We start from the raw sequence: 19,318 nt of genomic DNA, 5'->3' as shown, positions 1-19,318 counted from the left end.
CTTACACGTCCGACGGAAACGCGTACGGCAGCGGCAGAAATTCAAGCGCGGGACCATCGGCGGAACCGACATGCACCGCGCCGTCTTCGAGCGCCGCCAGCTTGATCTCGACCAAGCAATCGACGCCGCCCGTTTCCGACGGCGCCACGTTCACGACGAGCCCGCACGGCTGCCCCGGATCGGCGGAATGAAAAAGCTCCGCGCCGGGCGTCGCGGTTTCGGCGCGCGCGAGGGCAGTGCGCCGCTTGATTGTGCCGCGATACTGGCTGCGCGCGACCACTTCCTGACCCGGATAACAGCCTTTCTTGAAGTTGACCCCGCCGAGCACGTCGAAATTGACCATCTGCGGGACGAATTGCTCGACCGTCGCCTGCGTGATGCGCGGTTCGCCCGCGTGAATATCCAGCCAGTCCCAGAGCGCGGCCGGCGCGCGGTGCAGTTTGTCGCCGAGGCTCGCGAGCCGCGCTTCGACATCCGCTTTCGGGCCGATCCACAGAAAGCGCGGACGATTTTCCGCATCCGGCACGCGGATCAGCGCGCCATGCGGGCCTTCTACCTTCACGTGGATGCCATCTGGCAGCGCGTCGAAGATGCCGGAGAGCGCCGCGCGGACATCGCCCGCAAAGCCGACGGCGGCGACTTCGGCCGTCGCGTCCGAAAGCTTCGCCTTCGCGCGCAGCACGAACATCGACAGGCGCTTTTGCACGGGCGCCTGGATGTCGCTCGACATCAGCAGGCGAACCGCGTCGGACGTGCGCCACATCAGGAACGAGCCGAGCAGGCGGCCCTTCGCGGAACAATAGCCCGCGAGCCGCGCGGTGGATGCGTCGAGATGCTGCACGTCGTTCGTGAGCTGGGTGTGCAGGAAGGCGGCGGCGTCTTCGCCTTTGACATCGATCACGCCGAACTGCGTGAGCGGAATAAACACGCCGGCGGTCCGGACGGCTTCGAAATCGGCGGCGGCGAGGGAAGGAGTCTGGAGATTCATGTGTCGGGAAGAGTCGATGCCAGCGGTGCGGCCGGGAGTCCGTGAATGGCGAACCAAACCGGTCAGCGGCCTTCGCGCAGGCGGGCAAGTTATTATATTGGTCTTATCCCAAGCGTGTTTCGCATGACTTTCCTGAAGAAATGCATCGTGGCGGCGGTGTTCGTCGTCATGCTCGCAGCAGCCGTCGCAGGCGGCGTGTATTACTGGGCCAACCGGCCGATGACGCTTTCGCCCGCCGAACTCGACGTCACCATCAAGCCTCACAGCAGCTTGCGCAGCGTGAGCGCGCAACTGAATCGCGGTGGCGTGCCCGTCGAGCCCGAGCTTTTCGTGCTGATGACGCGCGCGCTCGGCCTGTCCGCGCAGCTCAAATCCGGCAATTACGCGTTCAAGAGCGGCGTCACGCCTTACGAAGTGCTGCAGAAAATCGCCCGTGGCGATGTGAACGAATACGTCGCGACCGTCATCGAAGGCTGGACGCTGCAGAAAATGCGCAGCGAGCTGGACGGCAATCCCGCGCTCACGCACGACACGGCCGGCATGAGCGACATCGACATTCTGAAGGCGATCGGCGCGACGGAAGTCGACAAGATCTCCGCCGAAGGGCTCTTTTTCCCGGACACCTATCTCTTCGACAAAGGCACGAGCGATCTCGCCGTCTACAAGCGCGCCTATCGCACGATGCAGCGGCGGCTGACCGAAGCATGGAACACGCGCGCGCCGAATCTGCCTTACAAGACGCCGTATGACGCGTTGATCATGGCGTCGATCGTCGAGAAGGAGACGGGGCGCGCGGCGGACCGGCCGCTCGTGGCGGCGGTATTCGCGAACCGGCTGCGCATCGGCATGCCGCTGCAGACGGACCCGACCGTGATCTACGGGCTCGGCCCGGACTACGGCGGCCGTCTGAAGAAAAAAGACCTGCAGACGGACACTCCGTACAATACCTACACGCGCATGGGTCTGCCGCCGACGCCGATTGCGCTGCCGGGCGTGGCCGCGCTGAACGCCACGCTGAATCCCGCCGCGAGCAGCGCGCTGTATTTCGTCTCGCGCGGGGACGGCAGCAGCTTCTTTTCCGACAATCTGGGCGACCACAACAAGGCCGTCGACAAGTACATCCGGGGTCAATGATGGCGCGTGGCAGGTTCATCACGTTCGAAGGCATCGACGGCGCGGGCAAGACCACGCATCTCGACTGGTTCCGCCAGCAGCTCGACGGCAAGATCGCCGCGAGCGGCCGCCGTGTCGTGACGACGCGCGAGCCGGGCGGCACCGCGCTCGGCGAAACGCTGCGCGGCATTCTGCTGAATCAGCCGATGGACCTCGAAACCGAGGCGCTCCTGATGTTCGCGTCGCGTCGCGAGCATCTTGCGCAAGTGATCGAGCCGGCGCTCGCACGCGGCGACTGGGTGCTGTCGGACCGGTTCTCCGATGCGACTTTCGCCTATCAGGGCGGCGGGCGCGGCCTGCCGCGCGACAAGCTCGAGGCGCTCGAACGCTGGGTGCAGGGCGGTTTTCATCCGGACCTCACGGTGCTCTTCGACGTGCCTACCGACACCGCGAGCGAGCGGCGCTCGGCTGCCCGCGCGCCCGACAAGTTCGAAAGCGAATCGGAGGCGTTCTTCGAGCGCACGCGCGCCGAATATCTGCGCCGCGCGGCGGAATCGCCGGAGCGCTTCGTCATCGTCGATTCGACACAGCCGATCGATACCATCCGCAAGCGGCTCGAAGACGTGGTCGCCGGACTCTGATTTCTCACCAGCCTCTACGATGATCTATCCCTGGCAAACCGACGACTGGCAACGCCTCCAGCAACTACGCGCGCACTGGCCGCACGCGCTCTTGCTGCACGGAGAAGCGGGCATCGGCAAGCTGCATTTCGCGCAGCATCTCGCGCAGGGCCTCTTGTGCGAGACGCCCGCCGCCAACGGCGAGCCTTGCGGCACGTGCCCAGCGTGCCTGTGGTTCTCGCAGGGCAATCACCCGGATTACCGCGCCGTGCTGCCCGAAGCCCTCGCGGGTCTCGCCGGCGACGATGCATCCGCCGATAAAGCCGACGACGGCGACAGCAAGAAGACACGCGCGCCCAGCAAGGAAATCAAGATCGAGCAGGTCAGGGCGCTGCTCGATTTCTGCGGCGTCGGCTCGCATCGCGGCGGCTTGCGTGTGGTGCTTCTGTATCCGGCCGAGGCGCTCAACGTCGCGGCGGCCAACGCGCTTCTGAAGACGCTCGAAGAACCGCCGTCGGGCGTCGTGTTCCTGCTGGTGTCGGCGCGCATCGACAGGCTGTTGCCGACCATCATCAGCCGATGCCGTCAATGGCCGATGAGCGTCCCGAATGCCAGCGACGCCCGCGCGTGGCTCGCGTCGCAAGGCGTCGACGATGCCGCCGGGCTGCTCGCCGAAGCCGGTGGCGCGCCGCTCGCCGCGCTCGCGCTCGCCAGCGACGAACACCGCGCGCTGCGTGACTTCACGCTCGCGCAACTGGCGGCCGGCCCGAACTGCGACGCCTTCGCGTGCGGCGAAAATCTGCAAAAGCTGCCCGTGCCGATGGTGCTCGGCTGGCTGCAACGCTGGCTGTACGATCTGCTCGCGCAGCGCACCGCCGGCCGTCCGCGCTATTTCCCCGGCGCGGGGAAAACGCTCGCCCGCTGCGCGCAGAGCGCCGATCCCGCCGCGCTCGCCCGCTACATCAAGACGGTCACGCGCCAGCGCGCGGTAGAAAATCATCCGCTGAACGCGCGGCTCGTGTTCGAGGAGCTGTTCCTCGCCTATCGCGGCATCTTCACTCACTGACTCGTTGCATCTTCCGATTAGCACGCCCATGAGCCTCACGTATCGCGACGCCACGCTCGACGACTTGCCCGCCATCGTCGCCATCTACAATTCGACGATCGCCTCGCGGCAGGTGACGGCGGACCTCGACCCGGTCAGCATCGAAAGCCGGCTCGCCTGGTTCCACTCGCACGGGCCGCACGCGCGGCCGCTGTGGGTCGTCGAAGAGGGCGGCGACGTCATCGCGTGGCTGAGTTTTTCCGACTTCTATGGCCGGCCCGCCTATGCGCGCACCGTCGAAGTGAGCATTTATCTGCATGACCGGGCGCGCGGCAAGGGCCTCGGCAAGAAGCTGCTGCAGGAAGCGCTCGACAAAGCGCCGTCGCTCGGCGTCGATACCGTCCTCGGTTTCGTGTTCGGGCACAACGAGCCGAGCATGCGGCTTTTCGCCAATTTCGGCTTCACGGCGTGGGGCACGCTGCCGCGCGTCGCGATGCTCGATGGCGTCGAGCGCGATCTCGTCATTCTGGGCTTGCGGCTCGACGGCGCGGCAAAGCCGGGCGTCGCGGCTGCGGCCTAGAAAGTATTCGCTGCAAAGGAGCACGGATGTTCGTCGATTCTCACTGTCACATCAATTTCGAAGGCCTCGCCGACCGTCTGCCCGACGTCCTCGACAAGATGCGCGAGCACGCGGTCACGCATGCGCTGTGCGTGTCCGTCGATCTGGAAACGCTGCCCTCCGTGCTCGCGATTGCCGAGCAGCATGACAACGTGTACGCGTCGGTCGGCGTGCATCCGGATCACGAGGACATGAGGGAGCCGAGCGTCGCGGAACTCGTCGAACTGGCCGCGCATCCGAAGGTGTGCGCGATCGGCGAGACCGGGCTCGATTACTATCGGCTGGAAGGGCGCAGCATCGCCGATATGGAATGGCAGCGCGAACGCTTTCGCACGCACATTCGCGCCGCGCACGCGACGGGCAAGCCGCTCATCATCCACACGCGGTCGTCGTCGGAAGACACGCTGCGCATCATGGAAGAGGAACGGGCGAGCGTACCGGGCGGCGTGATGCATTGCTTCACCGAGCCGTGGCACGTCGCGCAAGCGGCGCTCGCGCAGGGCTTCCATATCTCGCTGTCGGGCATCGTCACGTTCAAGAAGGCGACCGACGTGCAGGACGTCGCGCGGCGCGTGCCGCTCGACCGGCTGCTGATCGAAACGGACTCGCCGTATCTCGCGCCGGTGCCGTATCGCGGCAAGCCGAATGAACCTGCTTACGTCAGTTATGTCGGACGCTTCATCGCGCAATTGCGCGAAGAGACGGATGAAGCGGTTGCGCAGGCCACCACCGACAACTTTTTCCGGCTGTTCAAGATCGCCCGGCCGGCAGCTTCGGCCTGAGCGTCTCCAAAGCGAAGCGCGGCGAATTCCCTGTATTGAAGCAATGCGAAGGTCCACCATGAACAATTCCCCGATGATTTCCACTCTCTCCACGACGAACCGCGCCCGGCGCGCGACGGTGCGCGGCCTTTTTGCGGGCGCGCTCGTCGCGGCGTGCGCGTTTGCGCAGCCGGTGTGGGCCGCGTCCGTGGATTCGCTCATCAAGGCGGTCAAATTCGACGACGTCTCGGCGGTCAAGAAACAACTGGCGCAGGGCGCGGACCCGAATACGGTCGACAACACCGGCGCGCCGATCCTCGTCATCGCGGCGCGGGAGAAGTCGGATAAAGTCGGCCAGCTTCTTGCCGATAACCCGAACATCGACCTCGAAAAAGCCGATCCGGCCGGCGAAAATGCAATGATGCTCGCCGCGCTCAACGGCGACGCGACGTTCGTGAATCTGCTGATCGCGAAAGAGGCGGAAGTGAACAAGAAGGGCTGGACACCGCTGCATTACGCGGCGACCAACGGCCATGACGACGTCGTCAAGATTTTGCTGGACCATTCGGCCTATATCGACGCGGGATCGCCGAACGGCACGACACCGCTGATGATGGCCGCACGCGGCGGTCATCTGTCGACATGCAAGCTGCTGCTCGATGAAGGCGCGGACTTGCGCGTGAAAAATCAGCTCGGCATGACCGCGGTGGATTTCGCACGCAAGTACAACGAACGCGATGTCGCCGAAGGCCTGCAGGCGCGCCTCGATGCAATGCAGGGCGGCGCTCCGCAAAGCGGCGCAAATGGGTCAAAATAACGCGGATCGACGCGCAATATCGTCACGCCGACATGAATCCGGGCAAGGGCGGCCGGGCCTGACCGCCTTCGCCCATCAAGCCGCGGATCAACATACAAGGAAGATCATGCTGCGGGAATTCGTCATCGCCTGTGCACTCGCGACGCCGGTTTGCGCGTTCGCGTTCACGGGCAACGATCTCAACACGCTCTGCACGAAGACCGATCCCAACTCGCGCACGGCCTGCGCCGCCTATATCGAAGGCGCAGCGGACGGCATCTACAACACGATCGAGGCGATCGGCGGGACCACGGGGCCGCAGGTCGGCCAGTACTTCTGCCTGCCCACCGATGTGAAGCCGCAACAGTTGACGGATGCGGTGCGCAAGTACATCGCCGATAACCCCGACAAGGCAGCCTTCAACGCAACGACGATGGTCTCGCTGGGCCTCGGTAAAGCGTTTCCGTGCAAGGCGGAGCGTTGAGCATGTGTTAGGCGGCTGGCGGCGAACTCACACGGCTCGCCGCCGGCCGTCGCGTTGTTTTTCGAAGCAAGCCCTCGTGCCGATGGCCCGACGGGGGCTGTCCCACGCCGCCCGCGCTTCTCTTTCCCGTCGTTCAATGCGCTCGCCGCGCACCGCGTTGAAACCCGCACGCCGTTTGCTAGTCGAAAAGCTGGAAGCGGGCCGCTCGTGTCCCGCAGCAGACAATAAAACGCAAGAGGAATGCATATGAGCCGTCTCGTCGTCGTATCCAACCGGGTCGCCACGCCGACCGAAACCAAGGGCTCCGCGGGCGGGCTCGCCGTGGGCGTCTTCGGCGCGCTGAAGGACAGCGGCGGCGTCTGGTTCGGCTGGAGCGGAGACGTGGTGAGCGAGACCGTCGCGAATCAGGGGCCGTCGCTCGAGCAGGACGGCGCGGTCACGTTCGCCACCGTCGGGTTGCCGAAGAAGGACTACGACCAGTACTACCGCGGTTTCTCGAACGCGATGCTGTGGCCCGTGTTCCACTATCGCAACGATCTCGCCGTCTATGACCGCGACGAATACGCCGGCTACCGCCGCGTGAACTCGTGGCTCGCGCACAAGCTCATCAAGCTGCTGCAACCGGACGATGTCATCTGGGTCCACGACTATCACCTGATTCCGTTCGCCGAAGCGTTGCGCAGCGAGGGCATCACGAATCGCATCGGCTTCTTTCTGCACATTCCGTTTCCGTCGCCGCAGATTCTCTTGAACATTCCGCCGCATGAAGAACTCGTGCGGTCGCTGTGCTGCTACGACGTCGTCGGCTTCCAGACCGAAGGCGATCAGATCGCGTTCCACGATTACATCGTGCGCCACGCCCACGGCAAGGCAACGAGCGACGGGCAGGTCGAAGCGTTCGGCCGAAAGTTGAAGACGGGCGTGTATCGCATCGGCGTGTTCCCGGACGAGATCGCCGAGCAGGCCGAGCGCGGCGAGGCGCGTCAGGACGTGATGGACCTGAAACAGAGCCTCGAAGGCCGCAAGCTCATCATGAGCGTCGACCGGCTCGATTATTCGAAGGGACTCGTCGAACGCTTTCGCGCGTTCGAGCATTTTCTGGAGAAATCGCCGGAGTGGCGCGGCAACGTCACGCTCGTGCAGATCGCGCCGCCCACGCGCTCGGACGTCGAGACCTATCAGCAGATCCGGCAGAACCTCGAGTACGAAGCAGGGCGCATCAACGGGCGCTTTTCGGGCCTCGATTACACGCCGATCCGCTATCTGAATCAGCGATACGACCGCTGGAAGCTGATGTCGCTGTTTCGCGAGTCGCAAATCGGGCTGGTCACGCCGCTGCGCGACGGCATGAATCTCGTCGCGAAGGAGTATGTCGCCGCGCAGAATCCCGACGACCCCGGCGTGCTCGTGCTCTCACAGTTCGCGGGCGCGGCGGGCGAATTGTCCGGCGCGGTGATGGTGAACCCGCATGACGTCGTCGGCATGAGCGACGCCCTCGCGCGCTCGCTCGCGATGCCGCTTGCCGAGCGGCAGCAACGCTACGAGGCGAACATGGCCGCGCTGCGCAAGTACGACCTCGGCGTCTGGCGCGACAATTTTCTCGCCGATCTACGCGACGTCCGGCGCAAGTAACAGCCGCGCGAAACGAGTGTTTCCCGCCTGTAACAAGGTGTTGAAAGTGCAAGGAAGCGCTGTTTCGCCGCCGTTCGCCCGCGATAATGGCTTCTCGCGAATCGACGCCTAGGGCAACACCTCGTTAGCCCGCTTACACCCTGCTGTCATACTCGAAGCGCGTGGCAGAGAGGCCGCGCGTCGAGTTCGGGTGGACGTCGAAAATGCATGGAGACGAACGATGAGAATTGCCCAGATCGCCCCGCTGACCGAATCGGTGCCGCCGAAGCTCTATGGCGGCACGGAGCGTGTCGTGTCGTATCTGACTGAAGCGCTCGTCGAACTGGGGCACGAGGTCACGCTGTTTGCCACCGGCGATTCGCAGACCACCGCGAAGCTGGAATCGGTCTGGCCGCGCGCGCTGCGGCTCGATCCCGCGATTCGCGACCGCATCGCGCCGCATATGCTGCTGATGGAAATGGTGCGGCGCCGGGCCGAAGAGTTCGACGTCCTGCATTTCCACATGGACTATTACTCGTTCTCGCTCTTCAACCGGCAGGAGACGCCGTTCGTCACGACGATGCACGGCCGCCTCGATCTGCCGGAGCAGCAGCCCGTGTTCGATACCTTCAACACCGCGCCGGTCGTGTCGATTTCGGATGCGCAGCGGCATCCGTTGCCGCAGGCGAAATGGGTGTCGACGGTCTATCACGGGCTGCCGGAAAAGCTCTACGTGCCGCAGCCCGTCGAGCACAAGTATCTGGCGTTCCTCGGGCGCATTTCGCCGGAAAAGCGCGTCGATACGGCGATCCGCATCGCCGGGCGCTGCGGCCTGCCGATCAAGATCGCCGCCAAAGTCGATGCCGCCGATCACGAGTATTTCGAGCGTGAAATCGCGCCGCTTCTCGAATTGCCGTATGTCGAATACATCGGCGAAATCAACGATAGCCAGAAGGCGGAGTTTCTCTCGGGCGCACTCGCGCTGCTGTTTCCGATCGACTGGCCGGAGCCTTTCGGCCTCGCCATGATCGAAGCAATGGCCTGCGGCACGCCTGTCATCGCGTTCAATCGCGGGGCCGTGCCGGAAGTGGTGGACGAGGGCGTGTCGGGCTTTATCGTCGAAGACGAGATCGGCGCGGTCGCGGCCGTCAACCGGCTGCATACGCTGCCGCGCGAGGGTGTGCGAAGACGCTTCGAGGAACGCTTCACGTCGCATCGGATGGCGCGGCAGTATCTGGATGCGTATCGGGCCGTGGTGCGTGCGCAGAAACGCTCGCGGTTCAAGCTGATCGACAGCGCAACGACGTAAAAAAACCGCCGTGTGGCGCGACCCTCGCGTCGCGCCACACGGCGGTCATGCTTGCTGCCGTGAAGGATGAAACGCCCGTTACATCTTGAGGCGCGTGACCTTCGTGCCTTGCAGCGAGACATCGGCCATCAGCCCCGCGTTGGTCAGCACGAATGCTTCGACCGGCGCGGTGGCGGTGGTCGTATCGACGGCGCCGTTTGCGCCCATCTTCACGAGCGCAACCGATGCATCGACGCCTGCAGCCCAGCCGTCCGAATTGCGGAATTTGTCGAGCGCGTCCTGGGTCATGAACAGGAAGATGATCGCCTTCGACTGCGCGCCCGCCTGCAGGCCGAACGAGCCCGACGTCGTGCTGTAATAGCCGACGGTGCTGCCGCCCACGCGCAGCGAACCCTTGCCGTACTGGGCGCCGACGATGAAGCCGGCCTGAATCACCGACGGGAAGACGAGAATGCCGCGCGACTTCGCGACCAGTTCGCGCGAGCCGGGAACCGTCGTGTAGAGACGCTGGATGGTGCCGTCGACGTCAGCGTCGATGGAACGGCGGTCATCGGCGGAACTGGCGGCTTTTTCAGCGCCCGTGTTCGAATTGGTCGTGCAACCGGCAAGCGCGAGGCCTCCCAGCGCCAACACGGCCGTCGACTTGAGCATGAAGTTTCGTCTTTGCATCATTGTTCTCCATCGTGGAATTAGGAAACCCCATAGAGCGGGAGGGTGAGGCACGCCAAGTTATAGCACAGCGACAACGAAACGCGAGACCCGGCCGATGAGCGCGAGTCACACGAACCGGACATCGGCGATGTCCATCCATTGCATGCTGCCAGCGGCAAAACGTCAAGTTTTCCGAACGTTATCTGAAAGGTCATCGATCGACTGGTCAGTTTGCCGCAAGCGTCGCATCTGCCATGCACTAATTGCGCCGCACCCTTTTGCGCGTGTTACAGGAACGCCGCCGTTGGCAGTAGCAACGACCGTACCCGGCGCATACTCAGGGATGGCTCGTCGTTTTTACTTCCGTAGGATGAGTCGGTGCAACGGGGCGCGGCGCCTGCGCGGGCCGCCTGAGCGCACGGCGGATTGCGCCGATCGTCATGCCGACAACGAGTAAGAACGCGGCAGGCGTTACCCAGTAGCCGACGAAGGCGTGCCAAAGATAACCGGCGAGCGTCGCCTTGCGATGCGCGTATTCGTCGAGCGCTTCCTGATGCTTCTGCGCATTGGCGAGCAGGATGTCGGCGGGGCAGCCGGCGGCGCGCGCCTCGTCCGGATCGCCGTGACACCGGCCCGCGGCGCCCGTTGCGCGCTGTGCATCGGACAACTCCCACGTGGCAAGCGACTTCTGAAGATCGACCTTGTTGTAGGCCATCTCCTCGCGCGCCTCGTTGACCGCGACGATCATCACGGGCACGGCCCAGAAGGTGATCGTCAGGAGCCACCGGCGGAACCAGCGGTTCTTGTGCTTCCATGCCATCCGTGCCTCCTTGCGAAGCGGGACGCTGCGCTAGACGAGCGGCGGCCGATGGCGTATTTCTTGTATTGTCGAAGGGCCGCCTTCGCGCCATCTTAGGAGAAAAAGACGGCGGCGCGAATCACTTGCGTGGTTGCAGTGCAATATAGGCCGGCAAGCAGGGAAAAGACGACAGGCCGCGCGAACGGCGCGGCCCGGATCGAGAGGGGTGCTTAGCCCTTGTTGCTCAGACAGCTTTTCATGAAGGCCTTGCGGTCGTCGCCGCTCTTGCCGGTCGCCTGCGTATTGCACGCCGTCATGCGCTGCTGCTGAGTCATCGGTTCCGAAGCGGCCGCAGCCGGAGCGCTCGACAGGCAGCTCTTCATGAACGCCTTGCGATCGTCGCCTTTCTTGCCGGACGCCTGCGAATTGCACGCCGTCATGCGCTGCTGCTGCGTCATCGGCGCGGAAGCTTCAGCAGGCGCCGACGCCGATGCCGATGCCGACAAACAGCTCTTCATGAAGGCCTTGCGGTCATCGCCTTTCTTGTCGGCCGCCTGCTTGTTGCATTCGGACATCTTCGATTGCTGGCTGTTAGCAGCAAAAGCCGTGTTCGCGCCGAGTGTGAGACTCAGCACGGCGATGAGCGCAGTAGCTCGCATGTTCATGGGGACGCTCCCTGAGTAAGTGACATCTTGTTAGGACAGCGAGTATCGATGACCCGCCCGCGCATTATGGCAAACCGGGTTCCTGCAAAGTGTGCGATAAGGTGACATTCGACGCCGCTGCAACATTACGCTTGCATCGTCCTTTCGCGAGGATGAGCGACCGGCGGTTTCCGTAAGGTCGAGTCATTGGTTCGGCGCATTGCGCGCCAATTCTTCCACGATAGAAGGAGCCGCCTCATGTCCACGCCGCTCGCCGATCACTACAAGGGCTTCGAAATCCGCGTACAGGCCATGCGCCGCGCGCACGAGCGCGGCGAGCCCGACGACGGTCCGCGCCACTTCGACATCTTCGTGACCATTTCGCGCAGCGCGGCGGGCGAAAGCGGACGCGAGGCCATGTTCGGCGTGCCCGCCCAGGAACCGTTCGACAGTCCGATCGATGCCACGCGCGCCGGTATCGAATATGGACGCAAGATCGTCGACAACGAAGTGGAAGGCGAATCCGTCGAGGGGCTTTGAGCGGCGTATCGCGTGGCGCGTCTGGAGCACTTCCTACACGTTAGTCCCATTTGACCGCTCGCCGGGCAGCTACGAGAATCGACGGCGGGCAAACGTTGCAATCCGCAGTTCCGGCCACTTCGCCCGTCCGACAACACCAATGAAAGCACTGGAGGAGATCCGCATGGAATCAACCGTTCGCCGCCGCGTTCTGTCGGCTGCCGTCGCGCTGGCCGTGTGCGCCGCGCTGCCGTTTGCATCGTCGTCCGCGTTCGCGCAGGGCGCGGCCAAGCCGAAAGTCGCGCTCGTGATGAAGTCGCTCGCCAACGAGTTCTTCCTGACGATGGAAACCGGCGCGAAGGAATACCAGCAGAAGAACGCCGCGAAGTTCGATCTCATCACCAACGGCATCAAGGACGAAACGGATACCGCCGCGCAGATCCGCATCGTCGAGCAGATGATCGTCTCCAAGGTCGATGCGCTCGTCATCGCGCCGGCGGATTCGAAGGCGCTCGTGCCGGTCATCAAGAAGGCGGCGGATGCCGGGATCATCGTCGTGAATATCGACAACCGGCTCGATCAGGACGTGCTGAAGTCGAAAGATCTGAACGTGCCGTTCGTCGGACCGGACAATCGCAAGGGCGCGCGTCAGGTCGGCGACTATCTCGCGAAGCACCTCAAGAAGGGCGATGAAGTGGGGATCATCGAAGGCGTGTCGACCACGACGAACGCGCAGCAGCGCACCGCCGGCTTCAAGGACGCGATGGACGCCGGCGGCATGAAAGTGGTCGCGCTGCAATCGGGCGACTGGGAAATCGACAAGGGCAACGCGGTCGCCTCGCAGATTCTCAACGCGAATCCGAACGTCAAGGCGCTCCTGTGCGGCAACGACAACATGGCGATCGGCGCGGTGTCGGCGGTGCGCGCCGCGGGCAAGGCCGGCAAGGTGCAGGTGGTCGGCTACGACAACATCAACGCAATCAAGCCGATGCTGAAGGACGGCCGCGTGCTCGCCACCGCTGATCAATACGCCGCGAAACAGGCGGTGTTCGGCATCGACGTGGCGCTCAAGGCCATCGCGGGCCATCAGAAGCAATCGACATTGTCGACCGTGGTGGAAACTCCGGTCGACCTGGTCACGAAGTAAGTCGCAAGGCCGCGAGCGTGGGGGCGCGAACCGACCGTCCTCAAGTTCGCGGCCATCGTGCCGTTAAAACGCGCACGGGCGCGGACGAAAGACGCAGCCCGAAAGTTTGAAGAAAGCGAGTTTGAAGCAAGCGAGGATGCTGACCCAGCTTTGACCGACCCTACGCCAATATGAACGATGCGGACCCCTGCGTGCTGACGGTCGCGGGCATCGGCAAGACCTATGTCGAGCCGGTGCTGACCGACGTTTCGCTTGGGCTCAGGCCCGGCGAGGTGCTCGCGTTGACGGGCGAGAACGGCGCAGGGAAGAGCACGCTGTCGAAGATCATCGGCGGTCTCGCCGATCCGACCACCGGCGCGATGACGCTCGCGGGCCACCCGTATGCGCCCCAGAGCCGCACCGATGCAGAAGCGCTCGGCGTGCGGATGGTCATGCAGGAACTGAATCTGCTGCCGACGCTGTCTGTCGCCGAAAACCTGTTCCTGAACCGGCTGCCGCAGAAGGGCCGCGTGAAGTTCGGCTGGATCGACCGCAAGCGTCTTGCCGACGACGCCCGTCACGCGATGGCGCAAGTCGGGCTGGATGCGATCGATCCGGACACGCTTGTCGGCGATCTCGGCATCGGTCATCAGCAGATGGTGGAGATCGCCCGCAATCTGATTGGCGATTGCCGCGTGCTGATTCTCGACGAGCCGACCGCGATGCTGACCGCCCGCGAAGTCGATCTGCTGTTCGAGCAGATCGCGCGGCTGAAGGCGCGCGGTGTGGCGCTCGTGTACATCTCGCATCGGCTGGATGAATTGCGGCGCATCGCGGAGCGGGCAGCCGTCCTGCGCGACGGACGCCTCGTCCATATCGGACCGATGGACGCGCTGTCGAGCGAGCAGCTCGTTACGCTGATGGTCGGGCGTGAGCTTGGCGAGCGCATCGATCTGGGCGAGAAGCGCCTGGGCGATGTCGTCTTGAAAGTGGACGGCCTGACGCGCGGCCAGGCGGTGCGCGACGTTTCGTTCGATGTCCGCGCAGGCGAGATTTTCGGCGTAAGCGGGCTGATCGGCGCGGGCCGCACGGAACTGATGCGCCTCATTTACGGCGCGGATCGCGCGGACGCGGGCACGGTGTCGATCGCCCGCAACGGGCAAACGTTGCAGCCGGTGCACGTGCAGTCGCCGTCGGACGCGGTGAGGCACGGCATTGCGCTCATCACGGAGGACCGCAAGGGCGAGGGCCTGCTGCTCGCCCTGCCCATCGCCGCGAACGTTTCACTCGGCAATGTGGGCGCGGTGGCGCGCCATGGCGTGATCGACGCGCGCCGCGAGGCAACGCTTGCGCAGCGGCAGATCGACGCAATGCGCGTGCGCACGTCCGGACCGGCGCAGGCCGTGTCGGAACTGTCGGGCGGCAATCAGCAGAAAGTGGTGATCGGCCGCTGGCTCGCGCGCGAAGGCCGCGAAGCGTGCCGCGTGCTGCTGTTCGACGAACCGACGCGCGGCATCGATGTCGGCGCGAAATTCGACATCTACGGATTGATGGGCGCGCTGGCTCGCGAAGGCCGGGCGCTTGTGGTGGTATCGAGCGATCTGCGCGAGCTGATGCTGATTTGCGACCGCATCGGCGTGATGTCGGCGGGAAGGATGACGGGCGTTTTCGATCGCGACAGCTGGACGCAGGACGCGCTGCTCGCTGCGGCGTTCGCGGGCTATGCAAAGCGCGAGGCGATGCTGCACGAGCCGCTCGTGCCCGATGCGAAGCCGCCGGAACAAGACACTTTCGTGGAGCATTGAATGACGGGCCAGACCGACGCGAAGCTCTCAGCCGATGCACCGAAGACGGCGAAGGGCGCCGGCACGCGCCTCGGGTTCTCGAATTACATCGGACTCGCGGGCGCGCTGGCCGCGATGATCGCGCTGTTTTCGGTGCTGAGTTCGCACTTTCTGACGTACGACACGTTCAGCACGATCGCGAACCAGATACCGGATCTCGTCGTGATGTCGATCGGCATGACCTTCGTGCTGATCATCGCGGGCATCGACCTTTCGGTGGGGTCGGTGCTGGCGCTCGGTGCGTCGGTGGTGAGCGTCGCGGCCCTCAAGTGGCACTGGCCGGCGTTTCCGGCGGCGTTGATCGGCCTTGCCGCCGCCGCGCTGACGGGCACGGTCACGGGCCTCGTGACGGTCGCATGGCGGATTCCGTCGTTCATCGTGTCGCTCGGCGTGCTGGAAGCGGCGCGCGGCCTCGCGTACCAGATGACGAATTCGCGCACCGCGTATATCGGCGACGCGTTCGACTTTCTCTCGAATCCGATCGCGTTTGGCATCTCGCCCGCGTTCCTGATCGCGGTCGCGGTGATGATCATTGCGCATTGGGTCTTGACTCGGACGATTTTCGGCCGATATCTGGTAGGGATAGGCACGAACGAGGAAGCGGTCCGGCTCGCGGGCGTGGACCCGCGGCCGTACAAGGTAATCGTTTTCACCCTGATGGGCGCGCTTTCCGGGCTCGCGGCGCTGTTTCAGATCTCGCGCCTCGAAGCCGCCGATCCGAACGCGGGCGCGGGAGTGGAGCTTCAGGTGATCGCGGCGGTGGTGATCGGCGGAACGAGTCTGATGGGCGGGCGCGGCTCGGTCATCAGCACGTTTTTCGGCGTTCTGATCATCTCGGTGCTCGCGGCGGGGCTTGCGCAGATCGGCGCGAACGAGCCGACGAAGCGAATCATCACGGGCGCGGTGATCGTGGTGGCAGTGGTGCTGGACACGTATCGCAGCAGGCGCAAGCGCGCCTGAGGGCAGTATCGGCAGGACGTCGCCGTGCAGCGTGGCGACGAAAAAAGAGGAACCGGGCGTTTCCGTTTGCACGCGTGGAGCAACGGGGAGCGGCAATTGCGTACGGGAGGGCCGTGCGCACGGAACGTATCCGGTCGACAAGAGCAGTTGGACCAGAAAAGCGAAGGACGATGTATGGCGACGATCAAAGACGTGGCAGCCATTGCCGGGGTGTCGTTTACGACGGTGTCCCACGTAGTGAACAATTCGAGGCCGGTGTCCGCCGATGTGCGGGCGAAGGTCGAGCGGGCGATTCGCGAGCTGGACTACGTGCCGTCGGCGGTTGCGCGATCGCTCAAGGCGCGCTCGACGGCGACCATCGGCCTGCTCGTGCCGAACGCGACGAATCCGTACTTCGCGGAACTGGCGCGCGGCGTCGAGGACGGCTGCGCGAAGAACGGCTACTGCGTGTTCTTCTGCAACTCCGACGACGATCCCGCCAAGCAGCGCAACTATCTGCGCGTGTTGCAGGAAAAGCGCATCGACGGGCTGGTGATCGCATCGGCGGGCGAGGATGCGGTGCTTGCGCAATGCCTCGCGAACGCGCGCGAGCCGCTTCTGATCGTCGATAGAAACATCGAGGGCATCTCGGCCGATCTCGTGCAGATCGACCACGAAAAGGGCGCGTATTGCGCGACGAGGCATCTGCTGCAACTCGGCCATTCGGATATCGGCTGCATCACGGGTCCGGCGGGAACGGCGGTGAGCGCAATGCGCCTGCACGGCTTCATTCGCGCGATGGCCGAAAGCGGCGTCGGAATCGGTCCGGACGCGATCGTGCAGAGCGACTTTTCGGCGACGGGCGGCTACGCGGCGGCCTCGCAACTTTTCGATTCAATGAGGCCCACCGCGATCTTCGCGTGCAACGACATGATGGGTATCGGTGCGCTGCGTGCGGCGGCGGAACGCGGGATTCGCGTGCCGGAGGATTGCTCGATCATCGGTTTCGACGACGTCGAGCTGTCGCGCTACACGTATCCCGCGCTGTCGACGGTCGGCCAGTCGGTGCGCTCGCTCGGCGAGATGGCCGCGCAGACGCTGATCGAGCGCATTACGGGTAAGCTGCCGGGTCCGACGCGCCGCCGCGTCGTGCCGCCGCGCCTCGTGCGCCGCGAATCGACGGCGGTGGCCCCGCAGACGTTCCGCGCCGCGCGTGGCCGGACCGTCGCGGTGAACGCCGAATAACCCTTCGATCGACAAACACTCAACACGATGACCGACAAAGCCAAGCCGAACCCTGCCTCGCGCGGCCGCGTGACCGTGGTCGGCAGCCTCAACATGGATCTCGTCGCGCGCGCGCCGCGCCTGCCGCTGCCGGGCGAAACGCTCGCGGGGCACGCGTTCGCGCAGGTGCCGGGCGGCAAGGGCGGCAATCAGGCAGTCGCGGCGGCGCGCCTCGGTGCGCAGGTTGCGATGATCGGCTGCGTCGGCAACGACACGAACGGCGCGACGCTCAAGAGCAGCCTCGAAGCGGAAGGCATCGACTGCACGGCGCTAGCCACGAGCGAGCACGCGCCGACGGGCGTGGCGCTCATCATCGTCGATGACGCGAGCCAGAACGCGATCGTCATCGTCGCGGGCAGCAACGCCGAGGTGACGCCTGAGCGCATCGGCGCGCAGGAGGAGATGCTGGCGCAGGCGGATGTCATCGTCTGCCAACTCGAAACTCCGACCGAAACCGTGCGCGCGGCGCTCGCCGCGGGGCGAAGGCTCGGACGCACGACGATTCTCAACCCCGCGCCCGCCGCGAGCGCCTTGCCCGCCGACTGGTTTCCCCTCGTCGACTATCTCATTCCGAATGAACTCGAAGCCGGCACGCTGACCGGCGCTCCGATCTCCACGCCCGACGATGCGCGCCGCGCAGCGCACGCGCTGAAGGCGAAGGGCGCGCGCAACGTCATCGTGACGCTGGGCGGGCAGGGCGTGTATGCGCTGCTTCATGGCGATGACGATGGCCGGCATTTGCCCTCACCGAAGGTCGAGGCCGTGGACACCACCGCCGCCGGCGATACGTTCATCGGCGGATTTGCGGCGGAGCTTGCACGCGGCAGCGCCGTCGCCGATGCGATCGCGTTCGGCCAGCGCGCCGCCGCGCTCGCCGTGACGCGCGAAGGCGCGCAGCCGTCGATTCCGCATCGGAACGAAGTGTCGAAATAAGCGACGCCTGCTTCGCGGCGAAGGCGGGGACGCGCTCACATCGTCCGTTCACGATTCGTTCAAGCGTCGTGCGTCGCGTGGTTACATGACGCCAGCAAGGGCAAACGCAAATCGATCCGGCAGCCCGTACACTGTTGCACTGTGTGTCATCGTTCACACGAGGATAGCAACATGACCGGATCGACACTCGCCGCCAAGCTCGTTGCAGCGCGGCGTCAGCATCAACTGATCGACTCGCTCGAAGAGCGCGATCTTCCCCCCGACGCGCACACCGCCTACGCCATCCAGCACGAAGTCCTGCGCGATACGAAAGCGCGCATCGGCGCCTGGAAGATCGGCGCGCGCGCACCCGATTCGCTTGCCACGGGCGCACCCATCGATGCGGAATGCGTATATGTGTCGCCCGCGCGCCTGCCTTGCAGCAGCTTCTTTCGCGTGCTGGTGGAACTCGAGATAGCGTTTCGCTTCGCCTATGCCTTGCCCCCGAAATCCGAGCCCTATACGCGCGCCGAAGTGTTCGCGGCAATCGGCGGCATGGCGGTCGCGCTCGAAGTGGTCGATAGCCGTTTCGCGCAATGGCCCAATCTCGACCCGCTTGCACAGCTTGCGGATGCGCAGAATAACGGCGCGCTCATCACGAGCGGCATGGAGCCTTACGACGTGGTCGCACCGGGCTTCGATTTTCTCGCGCCGCGGCTCGAACTCACTCTCGATGGCGTGGGGATTGCTCCGGCTACGCTAGGCAATCCTGCGGGCGATCCTCGCGAATTGCTGCCCTGGCTCGTCAACCATTGTTCCCGCATGGGTTTGACCGTCGAGCCCTTCTGGACCATCACCACCGGATCCTATACGGGCGCGTATCGCGTGGAGGGGCCGTCGATGGTGCATGGCGCGATTGACCGCATCGGCGAACTCGAACTCGTGCTCACGTGACCGATGTCATCTGTGCGCAACAGGAAGCGCATCGAGCGATGCGTTCGCCCCACGCCACCACTTTGGCGGAACGAGGCTGTTGGAACACAACGAAAGCGCGATGCAGCGAACACGGCAATGCTGACATCGGGACTGAGGATTGTAGGTGAACGAAAATAACTCACCAAGCTAGTGATTGTTCGAAGGAGCTTCGAAGCAAATCATATTAGCTAGTGCGTGAAAAAAAATTCGAAAGGGTTTAGGATGAATTCAAGCGATGTCGTTTCGATAACGCGCGTCGGGACGACCAAGGCTTTCTGA

The 19,318-nt window shown here is 64.4% G+C and carries 19 protein-coding genes and 2 pseudogenes; 16 read left to right on the top strand and 5 right to left on the bottom strand.

Annotation, left to right across the window (positions count from 1 at the left end; translation table 11 throughout):
* Position 1 precedes the first annotated feature (1 nt).
* A complete protein-coding gene (ygfZ, locus tag LDZ21_RS06850; protein WP_244792281.1) occupies positions 2 to 988 on the bottom strand; it encodes a CAF17-like 4Fe-4S cluster assembly/insertion protein YgfZ in 987 nt (328 codons plus the stop codon).
* Positions 989 to 1,111: 123 nt separating this feature from the next.
* Between ygfZ and mltG the strand changes: the two genes are divergently transcribed.
* From mltG to LDZ21_RS06805, 9 genes are all read left to right on the top strand, one after another.
* Positions 1,112 to 2,122: an endolytic transglycosylase MltG gene (mltG, locus tag LDZ21_RS06845; protein ID WP_244792279.1), complete on the top strand. Its 1,011-nt coding sequence runs from the start codon at positions 1,112 to 1,114 to the stop codon at positions 2,120 to 2,122.
* Positions 2,122 to 2,742 carry a dTMP kinase gene (tmk, locus tag LDZ21_RS06840; RefSeq protein WP_244794784.1) on the top strand — a complete coding sequence of 207 codons (621 nt, stop codon included), beginning with the start codon at positions 2,122 to 2,124 and terminating at the stop codon, positions 2,740 to 2,742. Before mltG ends, tmk begins: the two co-directional genes overlap by 1 nt.
* Before the next feature lie 19 nt (positions 2,743 to 2,761).
* Positions 2,762 to 3,787 carry a DNA polymerase III subunit delta' gene (locus tag LDZ21_RS06835; RefSeq protein WP_244792277.1) on the top strand — a complete coding sequence of 342 codons (1,026 nt, stop codon included), beginning with the start codon at positions 2,762 to 2,764 and terminating at the stop codon, positions 3,785 to 3,787.
* Between the two features lie 28 nt (positions 3,788 to 3,815).
* Positions 3,816 to 4,346 carry a GNAT family N-acetyltransferase gene (locus LDZ21_RS06830; protein WP_244794728.1) on the top strand — a complete coding sequence of 177 codons (531 nt, stop codon included), beginning with the start codon at positions 3,816 to 3,818 and terminating at the stop codon, positions 4,344 to 4,346.
* A gap of 26 nt (positions 4,347 to 4,372) precedes the next feature.
* Entirely contained in the window at positions 4,373 to 5,167 is a 795-nt protein-coding gene (locus tag LDZ21_RS06825; protein ID WP_244794727.1) for a TatD family hydrolase, read from the top strand.
* Between the two features lie 58 nt (positions 5,168 to 5,225).
* A complete protein-coding gene (locus tag LDZ21_RS06820; protein WP_229753807.1) occupies positions 5,226 to 5,963 on the top strand; it encodes an ankyrin repeat domain-containing protein in 738 nt (245 codons plus the stop codon).
* Positions 5,964 to 6,069: 106 nt separating this feature from the next.
* Positions 6,070 to 6,426: a Rap1a/Tai family immunity protein gene (locus tag LDZ21_RS06815; RefSeq protein WP_035966257.1), complete on the top strand. Its 357-nt coding sequence runs from the start codon at positions 6,070 to 6,072 to the stop codon at positions 6,424 to 6,426.
* A 246-nt stretch (positions 6,427 to 6,672) separates the two neighbouring features.
* Positions 6,673 to 8,058 (top strand): alpha,alpha-trehalose-phosphate synthase (UDP-forming), encoded by a 1,386-nt coding sequence (otsA, locus tag LDZ21_RS06810; RefSeq protein ID WP_035966256.1) that lies wholly within the window; start codon positions 6,673 to 6,675, stop codon positions 8,056 to 8,058.
* Positions 8,059 to 8,278: 220 nt separating this feature from the next.
* Positions 8,279 to 9,346 carry a glycosyltransferase family 4 protein gene (locus LDZ21_RS06805; RefSeq protein WP_035966255.1) on the top strand — a complete coding sequence of 356 codons (1,068 nt, stop codon included), beginning with the start codon at positions 8,279 to 8,281 and terminating at the stop codon, positions 9,344 to 9,346.
* Positions 9,347 to 9,424: 78 nt separating this feature from the next.
* Here the strand turns inward: LDZ21_RS06805 and LDZ21_RS06800 are convergent, their stop codons facing one another.
* The 4 genes and pseudogenes from LDZ21_RS06800 to LDZ21_RS06785 all read right to left on the bottom strand — a co-directional run.
* Positions 9,425 to 10,015 (bottom strand): BPSL1445 family SYLF domain-containing lipoprotein, encoded by a 591-nt coding sequence (locus LDZ21_RS06800; RefSeq protein ID WP_035966309.1) that lies wholly within the window; start codon positions 10,013 to 10,015, stop codon positions 9,425 to 9,427.
* A gap of 319 nt (positions 10,016 to 10,334) precedes the next feature.
* The gene (locus LDZ21_RS06795; protein ID WP_244794726.1) at positions 10,335 to 10,817 is read right to left on the bottom strand and encodes a hypothetical protein; all 483 of its coding nucleotides are present in this window, start codon (positions 10,815 to 10,817) and stop codon (positions 10,335 to 10,337) included.
* Positions 10,818 to 11,026: 209 nt separating this feature from the next.
* Positions 11,027 to 11,089: pseudogene (locus LDZ21_RS06790) on the bottom strand (PsiF family protein); the annotation flags it as partial.
* Between the two features lie 60 nt (positions 11,090 to 11,149).
* Positions 11,150 to 11,461 (bottom strand): annotated as a pseudogene (locus LDZ21_RS06785) (PsiF family protein); the annotation flags it as partial.
* Between the two features lie 237 nt (positions 11,462 to 11,698).
* Between LDZ21_RS06785 and LDZ21_RS06780 the strand changes: the two are divergent.
* The 7 genes from LDZ21_RS06780 (at position 11,699) to LDZ21_RS06750 (ending at position 19,018) form a co-directional block, all read left to right on the top strand.
* Positions 11,699 to 11,980, top strand: coding sequence for a hypothetical protein (locus LDZ21_RS06780; RefSeq protein ID WP_035966250.1), 282 nt, complete (start codon positions 11,699 to 11,701; stop codon positions 11,978 to 11,980).
* A gap of 163 nt (positions 11,981 to 12,143) precedes the next feature.
* The gene (locus LDZ21_RS06775) at positions 12,144 to 13,106 is read left to right on the top strand and encodes a sugar ABC transporter substrate-binding protein (protein WP_244794725.1); all 963 of its coding nucleotides are present in this window, start codon (positions 12,144 to 12,146) and stop codon (positions 13,104 to 13,106) included.
* Positions 13,107 to 13,276: 170 nt separating this feature from the next.
* A complete protein-coding gene (locus LDZ21_RS06770) occupies positions 13,277 to 14,890 on the top strand; it encodes a sugar ABC transporter ATP-binding protein (protein WP_244794724.1) in 1,614 nt (537 codons plus the stop codon).
* Positions 14,891 to 15,889, top strand: coding sequence for an ABC transporter permease (locus LDZ21_RS06765; protein WP_244794723.1), 999 nt, complete (start codon positions 14,891 to 14,893; stop codon positions 15,887 to 15,889).
* Between the two features lie 174 nt (positions 15,890 to 16,063).
* Entirely contained in the window at positions 16,064 to 17,113 is a 1,050-nt protein-coding gene (locus LDZ21_RS06760; RefSeq protein WP_244794722.1) for a LacI family DNA-binding transcriptional regulator, read from the top strand.
* Between the two features lie 27 nt (positions 17,114 to 17,140).
* The gene (gene rbsK / locus LDZ21_RS06755; protein WP_244794721.1) at positions 17,141 to 18,085 is read left to right on the top strand and encodes a ribokinase; all 945 of its coding nucleotides are present in this window, start codon (positions 17,141 to 17,143) and stop codon (positions 18,083 to 18,085) included.
* A gap of 171 nt (positions 18,086 to 18,256) precedes the next feature.
* Positions 18,257 to 19,018, top strand: coding sequence for a 2-keto-4-pentenoate hydratase (locus LDZ21_RS06750; protein WP_035966244.1), 762 nt, complete (start codon positions 18,257 to 18,259; stop codon positions 19,016 to 19,018).
* Positions 19,019 to 19,318: the final 300 nt, after the last annotated feature.

This window comes from Caballeronia grimmiae (genome assembly GCF_022879615.1).
Lineage (GTDB): Bacteria > Pseudomonadota > Gammaproteobacteria > Burkholderiales > Burkholderiaceae > Caballeronia > Caballeronia grimmiae.
Note: the sequence above shows the minus strand (reverse complement) of the source record. Positions and strands in the feature narration are given on the sequence as shown.